The following is a 15,819-nucleotide window of genomic DNA, read 5'->3' as shown; positions in this document are numbered from 1 at the left end:
CGCACACAGCGGGCCGCCCGTTTTGCAGTCATAAAAGCGCACAGCGCCTGCATACAATCAACCAAAAGCGGTCAAGCCTGGTCGTCCAGATAGCCGAAGGGCACGATCTGGCACACCTCCACAATGTGGTCGCGCATCCACATCTCCGGGCTGCACTGCACCAGGTACCCGCAGCCGGGGTCTGCCATCCACAGCTCGGGCCGGCGCTTGGGCATGCCGCGCTGGGCCAGCATGCTCATGATGACGCCGCCGTGGGTCACGCAGGCCGCCTCTTCGATGCCGCTTTTCATCATGTACTCAAACATGCCCATCAGCACCCCGCCGCACCGCTTGTGAAAATCAGCCAGGGGCTCGCCCCCTTCCGGGGTGAAGTGCTGGGTGGGGTCCATCCACTTTTTAAAATCCTCGTCCTGGACAAGCTCTTTGATCCGCCGCCCCTCGAACACACCGAATCCGTTTTCCCGCAGATCCTGCAGAATGATCTTGTCTCTGGCGGCCGGGAACAGAATGTCCGCGGTCTCCAGCGCCCGCGCCAGGGGGCTTGCGAACACCGTGGCCGGCTGGGGGTAAGCAAAGCGTGCCTGCAGCTCCCGCAGGCCGCGGCGCCCCTCTTCGCACAGGGGCTGGTCTGTGCCGCTGCCCATATAAATGCCGTCCAGGTTTCCCTGCGTAATGCCGTGGCGAATCAGTGTCAGGCGGTAATTTTTCATGATTTTCTTCCTTTCCGTGGCGTTTTTCCCAAAAGTAACCCGAAACGCAAAAAAATTTTTTATATTTTTTTCGGCCTGTCCATACTACATTTTGAGCACCGCACGCCCCTGCGCTCCATACATATTGAGAGCCGTGTCGAAATGCCCCAAAAACGCGAACTTTTTTGCCTGTTTTGGATATTTACAAAACGTTTTTGCTGGTTTATAATTTACCATACGTAAACATCGGCACAGGGGCAGTCTTGCTTTTTTCCGCTTGAGAGGCCGCCCCTTGTTTTCTGATGTCCATTGTGAAGGAGTATTCTGAATGTCCGAATTTAGCCGCATCATCACGCTTTTGCGCAAAGAAAAAGGAATTACGCAAAAACAGGCCGCCGAGCAGCTGGGTGTCTCGCAGGCGCTTTTGTCGCACTACGAAAAAGGCATCCGCGAATGCGGGCTGGACTTTGTGGTGCGTGTGGCGGACTTTTACGGTGTCTCGTGTGATTATCTGCTGGGCCGCAGCCCGGACCGCAGCGGTCTGACTCTTTCGGTGGAGGAGATCCCCAATCCGGAGACTGCCAAGGACGGCGTGTTCCACGGCAGCGTGCTGCCCACCTTCAACAAAAAGCTGATCTCCAACAGTCTGAACATCCTGTACGACAAACTGAACAGCTGCCCGGACAAGGGGCTGGTCAGCGAAATTTCGGCGTATCTGATGATCGCGGTATACAAGATGTTTCGTCTATTATACAACGCCGGGCCGAAAAACGCCAGCAGCTTGTTCGGTGTTCGCAAAAGTGTGTACTCCGGTTATGCGGACGCGGCCATGCATGTGGCCGAGGCCAACGTAGAAGCCATTTTGTCCGGCGAGGACATCGGCACCGGCAGCTCGGTGAAGGACACCAGCGCCTTCAGCATGACTACCGAAAAGCTGTCCAAGGAATACCCCCTGTACGCCACCAGCCTGTTCAACCTGATCAAGACAAGCGAGGGGCGCATCGATCACAAAAAATAAGCAAAAGCCGCCTGCGGGCGGCTTTTTTTCATAGCTCGGTCCGTTCCAGTACCGTCTCATAATAATATTCCGCCGGCTGCCGGACCCGCAGTTTCCCCTGCCCGGTCCACCGGTGCAGCCGCCCGGCCAGAAATCCGTCCGGCACGCCGGACAGGCGGGACAATGCGCAGCCCACCGCCTCACCTGCCGAAAAAACCTTTCTGGGGGGCAGGCTCTCCCACAGCAGGCTGTCGAAGAAATTCTCCGGCACGCCCGCAATCGTCCCGTTCAGCATCACCCGCAAGGGTGCGCTCTGCCACAAGGAGGCGTTCCACAAATTGGCCCAGGCCCTGCGCTGCGCCGGGTCCACGGGCTGTTCCAGCGGCAGGAAGGTATGCCACTGCTCCGGAGAAAGTTCGCCCAGGCTTCGCAGCGCACACAGCGTTCCGTCCGCGCGGGGCTGCAGCAGCGGCACGCACACGGCGCTCACCGGGCCGCCGGCATTCTGCAAAAGGTACATGGCCAGCAGGAACAGACACCACTCCTCCGCCGCGGGCGCGGTCCACACCCGCACAGGCGTTCCGTCGGCCGCTGCGGCGCACAGTTTTTCCAGCACATCCCGGTTGCGCTGCGCCTGTGCTTCGGCGTCGCAGTCCGCTTGCCGGCGAACGGCTTGATACAGCCCGCGCAAAACTTCGGCACGCCCTGTCTGCGGTGGAAAATCCCGCAGATTTCCCACGCTCAGGGCCAGTTCCGGGCACAGCACGTCCCGGGCATTCCCGGCAAAATCCGCCCCGTTTTTGGCCATTTTCAGGCTTCCGCCGGCGCTTTGCCCGCAAACAAGTTCCAGCATACAGCTCTCCTTCTGTTTAAAAAAGCCCCGCCTGCGCGGGGCATTGTTCGTTTAAAATTCGGCGGGCACAATGTCCCGGTTTTCGTTGAACGCAATGGGCTGCGCCTGGTTGCGGGTGTAGCGCAGCATGTCCCGCACCCGGTTGCGCTCTTCCTTGGTATAAAGGATGTAGGCCGTTCCCTCGTGCCGGGCGCGGCCTGTGCGGCCGATGCGGTGGGTGTACTGCTCGTTGGACTCGGGCACATCGTAGTTGAATACCGCATCCACCTCAGACACGTCGATGCCGCGGGCCGCCACGTCTGTTGCCACCAGCACCGGGATCTCGCCGGCCTTAAAGCTGGCCATGATCTTATTGCGCTCGGCCTGGGACAAGTCGCCGTGCAGGCAGTCCACCCCGAAATTCAGCCGGGCCAGCTGGTTGGCCAGCATGGCGGTGGTGTATTTCTGGTTGCAGAACACCATGACACGCTTGTAGCCGTTTTTCACGATCAGCTCCGACAGGTCCGCCAGCTTGTTGCGGCCGGTGGTCAGCATCATATACTGGTCGATCTTGGGCATGGAATCCTCCACCGGCTGCACGGTGATCTCCTCCGCGTCCCGCTGGTACAGCCAGCCGATGTCCATGACCTCGCGGCTGATGGTGGCCGAGAACATGGCCAGCCGCTTGCGGGACTTGATGGTGTCCAGAATGTGGCGCACATCTTTGTAGAAACCCATGTTCAGCATTTCATCGGCCTCGTCCAGCACAATGGTCTCCACATGGGACAGATCCACCGTGCGGCGCTTCATATGGTCCTGCAGACGGCCCGGCGTGGCCACCACGATCTGGGGGCCTTTTTTCAGCTGTTCGATCTGGCGGTTCATGTTGGCGCCGCCGTACACGCACACCACCCGCACTTCGGGATAAAAATGCGCCAGATCCCGCAGGTCCTCGGTGATCTGCTGGGCCAGTTCCCGGGTGGGCGCCATGACCACGGCCTGCGGATATTTCTTCTCCGGGTCCAGCCCTGCGATGAGCGGGATGCCGAAGGCGCAGGTCTTGCCGGTGCCCGTGGGGGCCTTGGCGATGATGTCCCGCCCTTCCATCATGGGGGGAATGGCTTTTTCCTGTACCTCGGTCATCTCGGTAAAGCCCATGCGTTCCACCGCCTGGTGGATCTGCGCGGGCACATTCAATTCACGGTAATCCATGGTGTCTCTCCTGACGTTTCGATTTTCCTTTGCTATCATAGCACATTTTCCGCCAAAAAGAAACACGGACAGCCGCCCTTTGCGGCGGCTGCAAAAAAATGCAGAGTGACCTGTGCAAACGGGAAAAAGGGAGGTATAATGAGGGAAACCCAGGGATGGGCATCTTACAGGAAAAGAGGAAACAATCATGAAAAAAGTGCTTCTTTGTATCTGCGCATGGATGACGGTCCTCTCGCTGGCGGCCTGCAGCGGCGCACCGGCGTCTTCGGCTCCGAGTTCTGTGCCCTCTTCGGATTCGCAGGCCTCTTCGGTCTCTGAAGCTGTGCCGGAATCGGTTTCCGAACCCGCGTCCGAAGCGGCGGATGCGGACTACACCGCCTATTCCATCACCTTCGACGTGCCGGAAGGCTTTGAACAGGTGGATGCCAGCGGCACCGGTGCCAGCGTGATCTACCAGGCGGCGGACGGATCCAGCATCAACGTGGTAATTATGGAAAACAACGGTTCCCTGGCCAGCGACGTGGTCCTGGAAGACCTGGTGGGACCGCTTGAGGATGCGTTCTCCCAGCAGTACGGTGAGGATGTGTACCTGCTGGACGTGGCGTTCAACACCGGCAATCTGGGCCCCTGCCCCTACTACCGGATGGACTACAGCGTGACTGTGGCAGGCGTTGATCTTTACCAGACAGGCATCGGCCTCAACGCCGACCGAGCCTACACCATCACTTTTACTGACACCACCTACGGCAGCTGGAGAGACGCTTTTGAGGCGTCCATCGCATCCATCGAGCCTGTGAAGCAGTGATATTCAACCATTCAAAAAGCCGCCCCTGTGCAAGGGACGGCTTTTTTGGTTGCGGGCAAAAAACAGGGGGCATTGCCCCCCTTGGTTTCTTTTTCTTTGCAGCGCAGCCGCTTTCTGCGCCGAACATTCGCGCGCGGGTTATTCCGCCTCGCCGGACAGACGGCGCTTCATGATGCCGCTGGCTTTAAAGCCGGGAATCTTTGTGGGCGCCAGCTGGGTGGAGACTTTGGTCTTGGGATTGGTGTAGGCCTTGGTCTGGCGTTCACGCATCTCAAACCGGCCGAACCCGGCGATGGTGACCTTATTTCCGTCCTGAAGCTGATGGATGATGTGGTCGAACACGGAATCCATGACACGTTCCACATCCGCGGCGGACAGCTCCGTCTGCTCCGAAACGGCGGTGATCAGCTGCGATCTTGTCATTTTTTTCAGAACCCCCCTTGTTTCAATCGTGATACCCCTGCCCGGGTTGTTTCTAATTCTCACTATACGCCTGAAAAACGTATATTACAAGACTTTTTTCGAAAAACATCGTATTTTTTTCAACATTTTATTCTTTTTATAGTAAAAATAGCATAAATTTTATTGAATATTTTTAAACTGTTTGTATTTTTATAATTATTTATTCTATTTGTATAATAAGCATTAAAAAACAACGCCCCGCCGCACGGTTTTCGTGCGGCGGGGCGTTGTTGAAAGCATCAGAACAAAGTGGACAGATCCACCAGATCCACGTCCCGCAAAGTGCGTTTTGTGCGCAGGCACTTGATGAGCACCTTGGCGGTATCGATGGCCGTCAGACAGGGAATGGACAGCTCCACCGTCTTGCGGCGCAGCTGCACGCTGTCGTGGGAGGGAATGCGTCCCTTGGAAGAAGTGGACACCACATAGTCCACCAGACCCGACTCCAGCAGATCCCGCAGGTTGGGCCGCTCTTCGCTGAGCTTGCGCACCTCGTTGCAGGCGATCATGTTGCGGCCCAGATGATAGGCCGTGCCGGAGGTGGCATACAGCTTGTAGCCCATGTCCTTGAAGTTCCAGGCAATGTCTTCCAGCTCTTTTTTGTCCGCGTCCTTCACGGTGAGGATGACGCATTTGCCCGGGGTGGGATGACGCAGGCTGTAGCCGGCGCCCACCAGGCCCTTGAGCAGCGCGTCCTCGAAGTTGCGGGCAATGCCCAGCACCTCGCCGGTGCTCTTCATCTCCGGGCCCAGCTGGGTGTCCACGTTGTGCAGCTTTTCAAAGCTGAACACGGGCACCTTGACGGCGCAGTAGTCCCCGGTGGGGTACAGGCCTGTGCCGTAGCCCATGTCCCGCAGCTTTTCGCCCAGCATGCAGCGCACAGCCAGGTCCACCATGGGAACGCCGGTGACCTTGCTGATGTAGGGCACGGTGCGGGAAGAACGGGGATTGACCTCGATGATATACACCTGATCGTTGTACACCACGAACTGAATGTTCATCAGGCCCACCACGTTCAGCGCACGGGCCAGACGGCCGGTGTAGTCCACGATGGTGCCCTTGATTTTCTGCTTCAGGCTCTGGGGCGGATACATGGAGATGGAGTCGCCGGAGTGGATGCCCGCGCGCTCGATGTGCTCCATCATGCCGGGGATGAGGAAGTCCTCGCCGTCACAGATGGCATCCACCTCGCACTCGGTGCCCATCAGGTACTTGTCCACCAGAACGGGGTTGGCCATGTCCACATGGCTGGTGATGATGGCCATGTATTCCTTCACGTCGTTTTCGTTGTAGGCGATGATCATGTTCTGACCGCCCAGAACGTAAGACGGGCGCAGCAGCACCGGATAACCCAGATCGCTGCCCGCGGCCAGAGCCTCTTCACAGGTGAAGACGGTGTGGCCCTTCGGGCGGGGAATGCCGCACTTCTCCAGCAGCTCGTCAAAGCGCTCGCGGTCCTCGGCCTCGTCGATGGCGTCGGCGCTGGTGCCCAGGATCTTCACACCCATTTTGGCCAGATGCTTGGTCAGCTTGATGGCCGTCTGGCCGCCGAACTGGACGACGCAGGCCCAGGGTTTTTCCGTGGCAATAATGTGCTCCACACTTTCCGGCGTCAGGGGGTCAAAGTACAGACGGTCGCCGGTATCGAAGTCAGTGGAGACCGTCTCGGGGTTGTTGTTGACGATGATGGCCTCGCACCCGTGCTCCTTCAGCACCCAGGTGCAGTGGACCGAGCAGTAGTCGAACTCGATGCCCTGACCGATGCGGATGGGGCCGGAGCCGAACACCAGCACCTTTTTCTTGTCCGTGGGGTGGGCGGCGATAAACTCGGCCGCCTCGTTCTCCTCGTCGAAGCTGGAATAGAAATAAGGCGTTTTTGCGCTGAATTCCGCGGCGCAGGTATCCACCATCTTGAACCCGGCCACGCTCTTTTCAAAGGGCAGCTCCTTGAGGCCGCAAAGGCGCAGGATGGTTTTGTCCATGAAGCCCTGCTTTTTGGCCTTGCGGTAAAGCTCTTCGGTCAGGCCGCCGTTTTTCAAAGCCAGTTCCGTATCGGCCAGCTTTTTCAGCTTGGACAGGAACCACTTGTCGATTTTGGTGATGTCGTAGATCACGTCAAAGCTGACGCCGCGCTTGATGGCCTCGTACACGGTAAAGGACCGGTCCGAGTCACAGCGGTGCAGACGCTGGACGATCTCCTCGTCGGGCAGGCTCTCCAGCTCCGGCAGGGTCATGGTCTCCAGGCCCAGCTCGATGGAGCTGACGGCTTTCATCATGGCGTGCTCGAAGCTGCTGGCGATGGCCATTACCTCGCCGGTGGCCATCATCTGGGTGCCCAGGTCCTTCTTGGCGTACACGAACTTGTCAAAGGGCCATTTGGGGAACTTGACCACGCAGTAGTCCAGCGCGGGCTCAAAGCAGGCGCAGGTCTGGCCGGTGACGTCGTTGGGGATCTCGTCCAGGCTGTAGCCGATGGCGATTTTGGTGGCCACTTTGGCGATGGGATAGCCCGTGGCCTTGGACGCCAGCGCCGAAGAACGGGACACACGGGGGTTGACCTCGATGACCGCGTATTCGAAGCTGTCGGGTTTCAAAGCGAACTGGCAGTTGCAGCCGCCCTCGATGCCCAGCTCGGTGATGATGTTCAAGGCGCTGGTGCGCAGCATCTGGTATTCCTTGTCGGACAATGTCTGGCTGGGGGCCACCACGATGGAGTCGCCGGTGTGCACGCCCACGGGGTCAAAGTTTTCCATGTTGCAGACGGTGATCACGTTGCCCTTGCCGTCCCGCATGACCTCGTACTCGATCTCTTTCCAGCCGGCGATGCATTTTTCGATGAGCACCTGATGGATGGGCGACAGGCGCAGGCCGTTGGTGCCGATCTCCCGCAGGGACTCCTCGTCGTCGCAGATGCCGCCGCCGGTGCCGCCCATGGTGAAGGCGGGCCGCACGATGACCGGATAGCCGATGACCTTGGCAAAGTCCAGCGCGTCGTCCAGACTTTCCACCACTTTGGAAGGAATGACCGGCTCGCCCAGTTTCTCCATGGTGTCCTTGAACAGCTGGCGGTCTTCGGCGCGGTCAATGGTGTCGGGCTTGCAGCCCAGCAGACGCACGCCCGCCTTTTCCAGATAGCCGTTGCGGTACAGCTCCATGGCCAGGTTCAGGCCCATCTGACCGCCCAGGTTGGGCAGGATGGAGTCGGGTTTTTCCTTTTCGATGATGCGCTCCAGAATCTCCACGGTCATGGGCTCCACATACACCCGGTCGGCGATGTTGGGGTCCGTCATGATGGTGGCGGGGTTGGAGTTGACCAGCACTACTTCGATGCCCTCGCTTTTCAGAGCGCGGCAGGCCTGGGTGCCGGAGTAGTCAAATTCGGCCGCCTGGCCGATGATGATGGGGCCGGAACCGATGACCAGCACCTTTTTAATGGATGGATCTTTGGGCATCTCAATGGCCCCCTTTCATCATGGATACAAATTCGTCAAACAGATACGCCGTGTCCCGCGGGCCGCCGCAGGCCTCGGGATGGAACTGCACGGTGAAGCAGGGCATGTTTTTATAGCGCACGCCCTCCACGGTGCCGTCGTTGGCGTTCACGTGGCTCACTTCGGCAATGGATGTGTCCACCGTGTCCGCCACCACTGCATAGCCGTGGTTCTGGCTGGTGATGAAGGTGCGGTTTTTGGCGAAATCGGTGACCGGCTGGTTCACGCCGCGGTGGCCGTATTTCAGCTTGGCGGTTTTGGCACCCATGGCCAGCGCAGTCAGCTGATGGCCCAGGCAGATGCCGAACACCGGCTTGTTCATGGCCAGAATGTCTTTCAGATTCTCAATGATCTGCACGTTTTCGGCCGGGTCGCCGGGGCCGTTGGACAGCATGATGCCGTCCACGTTCAGCTCTTTCAGCCGCTGGGCGGTGGTGCGGCCGGGCACCAGCGTCACCTTGCAGCCGCGCTGTACCAGGCTGCGCAGAATGTTGCGCTTGTAGCCGAAGTCCATCAGGGCCACATGGAACTCGCCCTCTTCGTGATAGGTCTCCTCGTGGTCCACGGTGACGCTGTCCACCGCATCGGTGACCGCGTAGGCGCGGATGCGCTCCATCAGCGCCGCGTCGGCCAGGGCGGCCTCGGCACTGTCGTACTCCGTGGTCAGCGCGCCGTTCATCACGCCGGATTCGCGGATGATGCGGGTCAGCCGGCGGGTGTCCACGCCCTGCAGGCCGATGATGTTCTGCTGTTTCAAAAAGGCGTCCAGCGTCTCTTTGCAGCGGAAGTTGGACGGTGCGTCACACACTTCGCGCACAATGTAACCGAAGGCATGGATGCGGCAGGACTCCGCGTCCTCGCCGTTCACGCCATAGTTGCCCACCAGGGGGTAGGTCTGGGTGATGATCTGGCCGTAATAGCTGGGGTCGGTGAGCGTTTCCTCGTAGCCCACCATGCCGGTGTTGAACACCACCTCGCCCACGCTGGTGCCCGCGGCGCCAAAGTTTTCGCCCTCGAACACCATGCCGTTGGCCAGTACCAGATATGCTTTCATGGAAATCCCTCTTTTCTGTGCGGTATTCAAAAGGCGTTTACAGGGTCTGTTTGGCCTGCTCTTTCATTTTGCGGCTGCCCAGATGCACCAGAGGCAGCTTGCCCTCTTTGCAGATGGGGCATTCCTCGGGCAGGTAGTTGGGCAAATCCAGCTTCACGGCGCTGGCCAGAATGGGGATGGGAGACGGAGCTTCCGCCTTGGTGCGGTCCACCACGCACACGATGCCCAGGCATTCGCCGCCGGCCTCTTCAATGACGCGCTTGGTCTCCAGAGAAGAGATGCCCGTGGTGACCACGTCTTCGGCGATGATGCATTTTTCACCCGGCTGGATGGCAAAGCGCTTCAGGGTCATGACGTTGTCCACACGCTCGGTGAAGATGGCGCGCTTGCCCAGCTGGCGGCCCAGCTCGTAGGCGTAGACGATGCCGCCCATGGCCGGGCCGACGATCACGTCCACATCCAGGTCTTTCAGCTGCTCGGCCACGTTCTCCATGACCAGGGCGCATTTGTCGGGATACTGCTGCAGGAAAGCCATCTGGCAGTAGGCGGAAGAGTGACGGCCCGAGGACAGCAGGAAGTGGCCCTCCAGGAAGGCGTCGCAGGATTTGAGAATTTCCAGTGCGTTGTTCATGATGATGCTCCTTTTATATCTTGAAAAATATCCGTTTGCTTGTTACACACGGGCCGCGCCGCGGATCTCGTTCAGGGTCTTGACGCCGTGGGCGTCCATCCAGCCGGCGATGCCGTCCGCAATTTTCTCGCAGGCTTTCGGGTCCATGAAATTGGCTGTGCCCACCTGCACCGCCGTGGCGCCGGCCATGATGAACTCCAGCGCGTCGCGGGCGGTGGCAATGCCGCCCAGGCCCACCACGGGCACCTTGACCGCGCCGCACACCTGATAGACCATGCGCAGGGCGATGGGCCGGATGGCCGGACCGGACAGGCCCGCAAATACATTATGGAACACCGGACGCCGTTTTTCAAGGTCAATGGCCATGGCCTGGAAGGTATTCACCAGGCTGAGGCCGTCGGCCCCGGCTTCCTCGCAGGCCAGCGCCATCTCCACAATGTTCTCGGCGTTGGGGCTGAGCTTGACGATCATGGGTTTCGAGGTGCACTTGCGCACCCGGCTGACCACCTCGCGGGCGCTCTCGGCCTTGACGCCGTAGGCGATGCCGCCGGCCTTCACGTTGGGGCAGGAGATGTTCAGCTCGATGAAGTCGATGTCGGTTTTGTCCAGCAGACGGGCGCCCTCTTCGTAAGTCTCGATGGTGGAGCCGCCCAGGTTGGCCATGGACGCGCAGCCCAGCTGCAGCATCTGGGGCAGTTCGTTGTCAATGAAGTGCTGCACACCCGGGTTCTGCAGGCCGATGGAGTTGATGAGGCCCGAGGGCGTCTCCCACAGGCGCTCGCCCTCGTTGCCGTACTTGCCTTCCAGCGTCAGGCCCTTGCCGGACACGGCGCCCAGCTTTTTCAGATCCACGATGTTCTCGTATTCCACGCCGAAGCCGAAGGTGCCGGAGGCGGCGATGACCGGGCTTTGCAGGGTCTTTCCGCACAGGTTCACGCGCAGATCAGCCATAGAACACACTCCCCTCGAACACGGGGCCGTCCTTGCATACGGACACGCCGCCGTTTTTGGACTTGCAGGTGCAGCCCAGGCACGCGCCCAGACCGCAGGCCATTTTGGCCTCTTTGCTGACGTACACCCGCACCCCTTTGGCCAGGCACATGCGGGCCACTTTTTCCATCATGATCTCGGGTCCGCAGGTGTACACCACGTCAAACTGCTCCGGGTCCAAAAGGTCGGTGACAAAACCGTGGTGGCCCACCCGGCCTGTGTCCGTGGCGATCTGCACATTGTCGCACACGGCCGCAAAGGCCGCCAGGCGATAGGGCTCGTCCCGGAAGCCGGCGAAGAAGTGCACTTCGGCCCCCGCGTTTTTCAGTTCCTTTGCCAGCTGCAGCAGCGGCGCGGTGCCGATGCCGCCGCCCGCCAGAGCCACCTTTTTCCCCTCGATGGGAAAGCCGTTGCCCGCGGGGCCGGTCAGCTGCAGATGGTCGCCGGTGCCCAGGGCCGCCAGCTTTTCGGTGCCGGTGCCCTTGACCTCGTACAGGAAAGAGATCTCCCGCAGTTCCGGGTCAAAGCTGTGCAGGCTGATGGGGCGGGACAGAAGCGGCGCTTCGTCTGCGCCCCAGGCGCGCAGCATGTAGAACTGCCCCGCTTTGGGCGCGGGGGTGGACGCGTCCCACAAAGCGGTCAGCAGCAGAATGTTCTCCGCCTGCTTTTCATTGCGCAGGACCACAACTTCACAGTTTGCTGCACGCATCCGCAATGGCCTCCTTCATGTTCACGCACTCGTTGTAAGCGGCCTCGGCAAAGCCGGTGCCGGGCTGTTTTTTGTACGCCAGCAGAATGCCGCGGCTGGAGTTCACGGTGCCGCCGTTTCCCTTGGACAGGTACTGGGCGATGTCCTCGGCCTTGCCGCCCTGGGCGCCGTAGCCGGGGATCAGGAAGAACGCATCCTTGTATTTGGCGCGGATCTCTTTCGCCTCTTCGATGTGGGTGCCGCCGATGACGAGCCCCACGCTGGAGTAGCCGTGCTCGCCCAGGTAGTCCCGGCCGAAAGCGGTCAGCTTGTCGCCCACCAGATCGTACACGTGGCGGCCGTCGGCCAGCTTTTCGTATTCAAAGTCCCTGGCGCCGCCGTTGGAGGTGCGGCACAGCACAAACACGCCCTTGCCTTTTTCACGCATGTACTTGGTGTAGGGCTCGATGGAGTCCATGCCCATGTAGGGAGCCAGCGTCATGAAATCGGCCTCAAAGTCCCCCTCGAAATGGGCCTTGGCGTACATTTCGGCGGTCTTGGCAATGTCGCCGCGCTTCACGTCCGCAATGACGGGCAGGTTGCGGCTGCGCAGATAGGCCAAGGTGTTTTTGTAGGCGGTCAGGCCGTCCAGCCCGTAGGACTCGTAGTAAGCGATCTGCACTTTATAGCAGCCGGCCACCTCTTTGGTGGCCTCGATGATCTCTTTGTTGAAGCGGAAGATGTTTTCCCCGGCGGTCAGGGCCGAATCCACAAAATCCTCCGGCAGGTAGGTAAAATCGGTGTCCAGGCCCACGCACACCGGGCCACGGGCTTCCACAGCTTCGTACAGTCGGTCCATTTGCAGCATTTTCGTATCCTCCGTTTACAGTTCGTTGTAGGTGATAACGCCGGCTTTGACGGTGGCTTTTACCTTGCCGTACAGCGTCAGGCCGTCGTAGGGTGTGTTGTGGCTTTTGCCGGCGAATTCGTCCTTGTTGACCACATAGGGATGCTCCAGGTCCACCAGGACCACGTCGCCGTCGTATCCCTCGGCCAGAAGGCCCTTGTTCAGGCCCAGAATTTCGGACGGGCCCTTGCTCATCATGCGGGACAGCGTCTCCAGCGGCAGGCCGCACTGGCGGCACAGCTTTGTATAGCACACGCTGAAGGCGGTCTCCAGCCCCACCATGCCCGGCGCGCCCTTGGCCTTATCCTCGGGCGAATGGGGCGCGTGGTCCGTTCCGATGGCCTCCACTTCCCCGGCGGCCATGGCCTCGATCAAATATTCCACGTCCTCTTTTTTGCGGATGGGCGGGTTGACCCGGAAGCCGTTGTCGTAAAACCAGATGTGATGGGGCGTGACCTCGCTGGTGACCTTGACGCCCCGGCGCTTTGCCCGGATGACTTCCTCCATGGCCTCTTTGGTGCTGACGTGGCACATGTGCAGCTTTGCGCCCGTGGCCTCGGCAATATAGATGTTGCGCACCGTCTCCAGATTTTCGGCCAGCCGGTAGTCGATGGGCGACAGGTCCATGTCCTCGGCGTGGCTCATGACGGTCAGGCCCTTTTCGGCGGCGATGGTCATGGCCTCATACATGACCTTGGAGTCCCGCACGCCCCGGCCGTCCTCGGAAATAAAGCGCAGATTCGGGGGCAGAACCGTGAGATGGCTGACGGTTTTGCCGTCAAAGTCCTTTGTGATGGAGATGCACTGGTTGATGTCGCACAGGCCGATGCGCCTGGCGTCGTCCATCAGGCTTTGGGCGATGGCCGCCGACGAGCACACGGGCTTTGTGTTGGCCATGCAGTTGACAAAGGTGTAGCCGCCCCGGGCCGCCGCCCGGGACCCGCTGGTCAGGTCTTCCTTGTACTCGAAGCCCGGGGTGCGGAAGTGGCAGTGGGTGTCCACAAAGGCGGGCAGCAGCACAAGGCCTCCCGCGTCCAGCACGGGGCCGTCGGCCTGCAGGTCTTTTCCCACCGCGGTGATGGTTCCGTTTTCAATGAGCACGTCCCCCTCGCGGACGCCCAGCGCGTCCGCCAGCATTGCGTTGCGAATGAGCATGTGGTTCCTCCTTTTGGGCAAAAAAAAACTTTTCCACAAAAAGGGAAAAGTTTAAAAGACGATAAAACGGCCAGGGCCTTTGGACTGATTCAACAAAAACACACTGCACAGCGTCATTCCGCGGCTCCTCCGTCTTCATTTTGTTCCATAGTATTTTAGCATTGGTCCGACAGATTGTCAATCGGAATCCGATGTAAAACATAACGGGCCGTGACGGGGTTTTTCTGTGTGTAATCCACAAAGGCGATCTGGCGCGCCGCGTACAGCACGGCCACGCCCCGGCGCACGCCGGGTTTGGGGGCGGTGGCGGGGTTTTGGGCCAGCGCGCGCACCGCCTTTGCCAGCAGCGGGTCCTTCACCTGCAGGCAGGCGGGCAGACGGCCCGTGGCGTTGGTGGCCAGCCGGTCGCAGACCAGGGCGTCCCGCAGGCACTGGCTGTCCACGCCGGGCAGTGTTTTGCAGAATTCGTACAGACGGGCGGTGTATCCGTCCAGATCCAGGCGCACCGTGTCGCCCGCAGCCCTGCCCAGCGCCGTGTAGAAGGCAAAGGGCGTCAGGCCTGTGGCGTCCAGAACGTACTGCGCCGTGTGCCGGAACCGGCGGGAGTTGTACACCCGCTCCAGCGCGTCCTCGGTTTGGTGCAAAAGCGCCAGGTCCTCTTCGCTCAGCCAGGGCGTGGAACGCACCTCATACGGAGGAAGCGGAGAAAATTCGCAGGGATACTGTTCCGTTTCTTCCCGCATGGCGGCCCCGTGCAGCAGTTTCAAAAAGCCCAGCTGCAGCATGGACGCACCCAGGGCGTAGCCCTCGTTGAAGCTGTCGGCAAAGGTGGCCAGATCCTCGAAGGGCAGGCCGGCGATCAGATCGATGTGGATGTGCATGTTCTCCATGGCCACCAGCCGCCGGATGTTCTGCTTCAGCACCCGGGTATCGGTTTTGCGGCGCACGGCCTCCAGCGTTCGCTCGCAGAAGGACTGCATGCCGATCTCCAGCTGCACCGCGCCCACGGGCATGCGCTCCAGCAGGCGGAAGGTCTCCTCCTGCAGAATATCCCCGGCGATCTCAAAGTGGAAGCACACCCCGGCGGGGATGTCCCGGCCGTAGTGCTCCAGGATAAATGCCAGAATGGCGTTGGCGTGGCGGGGGTTGGCGTTGAAGGTGCGGTCAATGAACTTGACGGTCTTCGCCCCGGAATTGGCCAGGGTCAGAATGTCCCGGAATGCCCGGTCCAGCGGGAACCAGCGGGGTTTGCCGCACCGGCCCGACAGACAGAAGGCGCAGGAATAAGGGCAGCCGCGGCTGGTCTCCAGATAGGCGATGCGGCCGTTCAGCGCCGACAGGTAGCGGGGCGTATAGGGGCTGGGCACGTCGCCCGGCAGCACGCAGGGCGCACGTTCCACCACTTCGTTCCCCACCCGGCCGCACAGACCGGGAATGTTCCCGGCCATGGGGTCCTGCCCGGCGGCCAGGCACCGCAGAAAGGCGGGCACGCTCTCCTCGCCTTCCCCGGACAGCACGTAATCCACCTGGCTGCGGCGGCGCAGCACATCCCTCGCGTTGTAGCTGACCTCGGGTCCGCCCAGCGCCACCACGGTTTGGGGCAGGCGCTGTTTCACCTGTGCGGCCAGCGCCAGCGTCTCGGTGATGTTCCACAAATAGCAGGAAAACGTCACCACCGACGGCGCGCCCTCACACAGGCGTTCCAACACGGCGGCGGGCGGCTCGTTGATGGTGCCCTCCACCACCCGGACCCGGTCCGCCAGTTCGGGGGCATGGGTCTCCACCCCTGCCGCCAGGCACCAGGGCGTCAGCGAGGAGTGAATGTATTTTGCGTTGATGGCGCACAGCGCCGCGGAAAAATCCATAAAAATGCTCCTTGCACAAAAGCGGGCGCGAAAACGCGCCC

The 15,819-nt window shown here is 60.5% G+C and carries 15 protein-coding genes; 2 read left to right on the top strand and 13 right to left on the bottom strand.

Going from position 1 to position 15,819, the window contains the following annotated elements:
* Positions 1–71: 71 nt before the first annotated feature.
* Positions 72–710 carry a histidine phosphatase family protein gene (locus WMO24_RS09310; protein ID WP_349216165.1) on the bottom strand — a complete coding sequence of 213 codons (639 nt, stop codon included), beginning with the start codon at positions 708–710 and terminating at the stop codon, positions 72–74.
* 84 nt (positions 711–794) lie between these two features.
* On the bottom strand, positions 795–926 hold the full coding sequence (locus WMO24_RS09305; protein WP_349216164.1) for a hypothetical protein: 132 nt from the start codon (positions 924–926) through the stop codon (positions 795–797).
* A gap of 91 nt (positions 927–1,017) precedes the next feature.
* On the opposite strand from WMO24_RS09305, the gene WMO24_RS09300 reads away from it, so the two are divergent.
* Positions 1,018–1,707, top strand: coding sequence for a helix-turn-helix domain-containing protein (locus tag WMO24_RS09300; RefSeq protein ID WP_349216163.1), 690 nt, complete (start codon positions 1,018–1,020; stop codon positions 1,705–1,707).
* 28 nt (positions 1,708–1,735) lie between these two features.
* On the opposite strand, the gene WMO24_RS09295 is transcribed toward WMO24_RS09300, so the two are convergent.
* Complete coding sequence (locus tag WMO24_RS09295) at positions 1,736–2,539, bottom strand: DUF1835 domain-containing protein (RefSeq protein ID WP_349216162.1); 804 nt, start codon at positions 2,537–2,539, stop codon at positions 1,736–1,738.
* A 51-nt stretch (positions 2,540–2,590) separates the two neighbouring features.
* Positions 2,591–3,730 (bottom strand): DEAD/DEAH box helicase, encoded by a 1,140-nt coding sequence (locus tag WMO24_RS09290; RefSeq protein ID WP_349216161.1) that lies wholly within the window; start codon positions 3,728–3,730, stop codon positions 2,591–2,593.
* A gap of 187 nt (positions 3,731–3,917) precedes the next feature.
* On the opposite strand from WMO24_RS09290, the gene WMO24_RS09285 reads away from it, so the two are divergent.
* Positions 3,918–4,535: a hypothetical protein gene (locus tag WMO24_RS09285; protein ID WP_349216160.1), complete on the top strand. Its 618-nt coding sequence runs from the start codon at positions 3,918–3,920 to the stop codon at positions 4,533–4,535.
* Between the two features lie 138 nt (positions 4,536–4,673).
* On the opposite strand, the gene WMO24_RS09280 is transcribed toward WMO24_RS09285, so the two are convergent.
* From WMO24_RS09280 to WMO24_RS09240, 9 genes are all read right to left on the bottom strand, one after another.
* Positions 4,674–4,958 (bottom strand): HU family DNA-binding protein, encoded by a 285-nt coding sequence (locus tag WMO24_RS09280; RefSeq protein WP_349216159.1) that lies wholly within the window; start codon positions 4,956–4,958, stop codon positions 4,674–4,676.
* 278 nt (positions 4,959–5,236) lie between these two features.
* Complete coding sequence (carB, locus tag WMO24_RS09275) at positions 5,237–8,449, bottom strand: carbamoyl-phosphate synthase large subunit (RefSeq protein ID WP_349216158.1); 3,213 nt, start codon at positions 8,447–8,449, stop codon at positions 5,237–5,239.
* A 1-nt stretch (position 8,450) separates the two neighbouring features.
* Entirely contained in the window at positions 8,451–9,542 is a 1,092-nt protein-coding gene (locus WMO24_RS09270) for a carbamoyl phosphate synthase small subunit (RefSeq protein WP_349216157.1), read from the bottom strand.
* Positions 9,543–9,579: 37 nt separating this feature from the next.
* Positions 9,580–10,173 carry an orotate phosphoribosyltransferase gene (pyrE, locus tag WMO24_RS09265; protein WP_349216156.1) on the bottom strand — a complete coding sequence of 198 codons (594 nt, stop codon included), beginning with the start codon at positions 10,171–10,173 and terminating at the stop codon, positions 9,580–9,582.
* Between the two features lie 42 nt (positions 10,174–10,215).
* Positions 10,216–11,124, bottom strand: a complete 909-nt coding sequence (locus WMO24_RS09260) for a dihydroorotate dehydrogenase (RefSeq protein ID WP_349216155.1) — start codon at positions 11,122–11,124, stop codon at positions 10,216–10,218.
* A complete protein-coding gene (locus WMO24_RS09255; RefSeq protein WP_349216154.1) occupies positions 11,117–11,872 on the bottom strand; it encodes a dihydroorotate dehydrogenase electron transfer subunit in 756 nt (251 codons plus the stop codon). Before WMO24_RS09255 ends, WMO24_RS09260 begins: the two co-directional genes overlap by 8 nt.
* Positions 11,853–12,719 carry an orotidine-5'-phosphate decarboxylase gene (gene pyrF / locus WMO24_RS09250; RefSeq protein WP_435413815.1) on the bottom strand — a complete coding sequence of 289 codons (867 nt, stop codon included), beginning with the start codon at positions 12,717–12,719 and terminating at the stop codon, positions 11,853–11,855. The genes WMO24_RS09255 and pyrF overlap by 20 nt, the downstream gene beginning before the upstream one ends.
* Positions 12,720–12,734: 15 nt before the next feature.
* Positions 12,735–13,913, bottom strand: a complete 1,179-nt coding sequence (locus WMO24_RS09245; protein WP_349216153.1) for a dihydroorotase — start codon at positions 13,911–13,913, stop codon at positions 12,735–12,737.
* 155 nt (positions 13,914–14,068) lie between these two features.
* Entirely contained in the window at positions 14,069–15,778 is a 1,710-nt protein-coding gene (locus WMO24_RS09240; RefSeq protein WP_349216152.1) for a B12-binding domain-containing radical SAM protein, read from the bottom strand.
* Between the last annotated feature and the right edge of the window lie 41 nt (positions 15,779–15,819).

It is taken from the genome of Ruthenibacterium intestinale (assembly GCF_040096265.1).
GTDB lineage: Bacteria > Bacillota > Clostridia > Oscillospirales > Ruminococcaceae > Ruthenibacterium > Ruthenibacterium komagatae.
The sequence above is the reverse complement of the archived record's forward strand: the minus strand, read 5'-3'. Positions and strand labels throughout refer to the sequence as shown.

Bases quoted from the DNA above. Each gene is read 5' to 3' on its own strand.
- WMO24_RS09310 (WP_349216165.1), bottom strand. From the start codon at position 710: ATGAAAAATTACCGCCTGACACTGATTCGCCACGGCATTACGCAGGGA.
- WMO24_RS09305 (WP_349216164.1), bottom strand. From the start codon at position 926: ATGGTAAATTATAAACCAGCAAAAACGTTTTGTAAATATCCAAAACAG.
- WMO24_RS09300 (WP_349216163.1), top strand. From the start codon at position 1,018: ATGTCCGAATTTAGCCGCATCATCACGCTTTTGCGCAAAGAAAAAGGA.
- WMO24_RS09295 (WP_349216162.1), bottom strand. From the start codon at position 2,539: ATGCTGGAACTTGTTTGCGGGCAAAGCGCCGGCGGAAGCCTGAAAATG.
- WMO24_RS09290 (WP_349216161.1), bottom strand. From the start codon at position 3,730: ATGGATTACCGTGAATTGAATGTGCCCGCGCAGATCCACCAGGCGGTG.
- WMO24_RS09285 (WP_349216160.1), top strand. From the start codon at position 3,918: ATGAAAAAAGTGCTTCTTTGTATCTGCGCATGGATGACGGTCCTCTCG.
- WMO24_RS09280 (WP_349216159.1), bottom strand. From the start codon at position 4,958: ATGACAAGATCGCAGCTGATCACCGCCGTTTCGGAGCAGACGGAGCTG.
- carB (WP_349216158.1), bottom strand. From the start codon at position 8,449: ATGCCCAAAGATCCATCCATTAAAAAGGTGCTGGTCATCGGTTCCGGC.
- WMO24_RS09270 (WP_349216157.1), bottom strand. From the start codon at position 9,542: ATGAAAGCATATCTGGTACTGGCCAACGGCATGGTGTTCGAGGGCGAA.
- pyrE (WP_349216156.1), bottom strand. From the start codon at position 10,173: ATGAACAACGCACTGGAAATTCTCAAATCCTGCGACGCCTTCCTGGAG.
- WMO24_RS09260 (WP_349216155.1), bottom strand. From the start codon at position 11,124: ATGGCTGATCTGCGCGTGAACCTGTGCGGAAAGACCCTGCAAAGCCCG.
- WMO24_RS09255 (WP_349216154.1), bottom strand. From the start codon at position 11,872: ATGCGTGCAGCAAACTGTGAAGTTGTGGTCCTGCGCAATGAAAAGCAG.
- pyrF (WP_435413815.1), bottom strand. From the start codon at position 12,719: ATGCTGCAAATGGACCGACTGTACGAAGCTGTGGAAGCCCGTGGCCCG.
- WMO24_RS09245 (WP_349216153.1), bottom strand. From the start codon at position 13,913: ATGCTCATTCGCAACGCAATGCTGGCGGACGCGCTGGGCGTCCGCGAG.
- WMO24_RS09240 (WP_349216152.1), bottom strand. From the start codon at position 15,778: ATGGATTTTTCCGCGGCGCTGTGCGCCATCAACGCAAAATACATTCAC.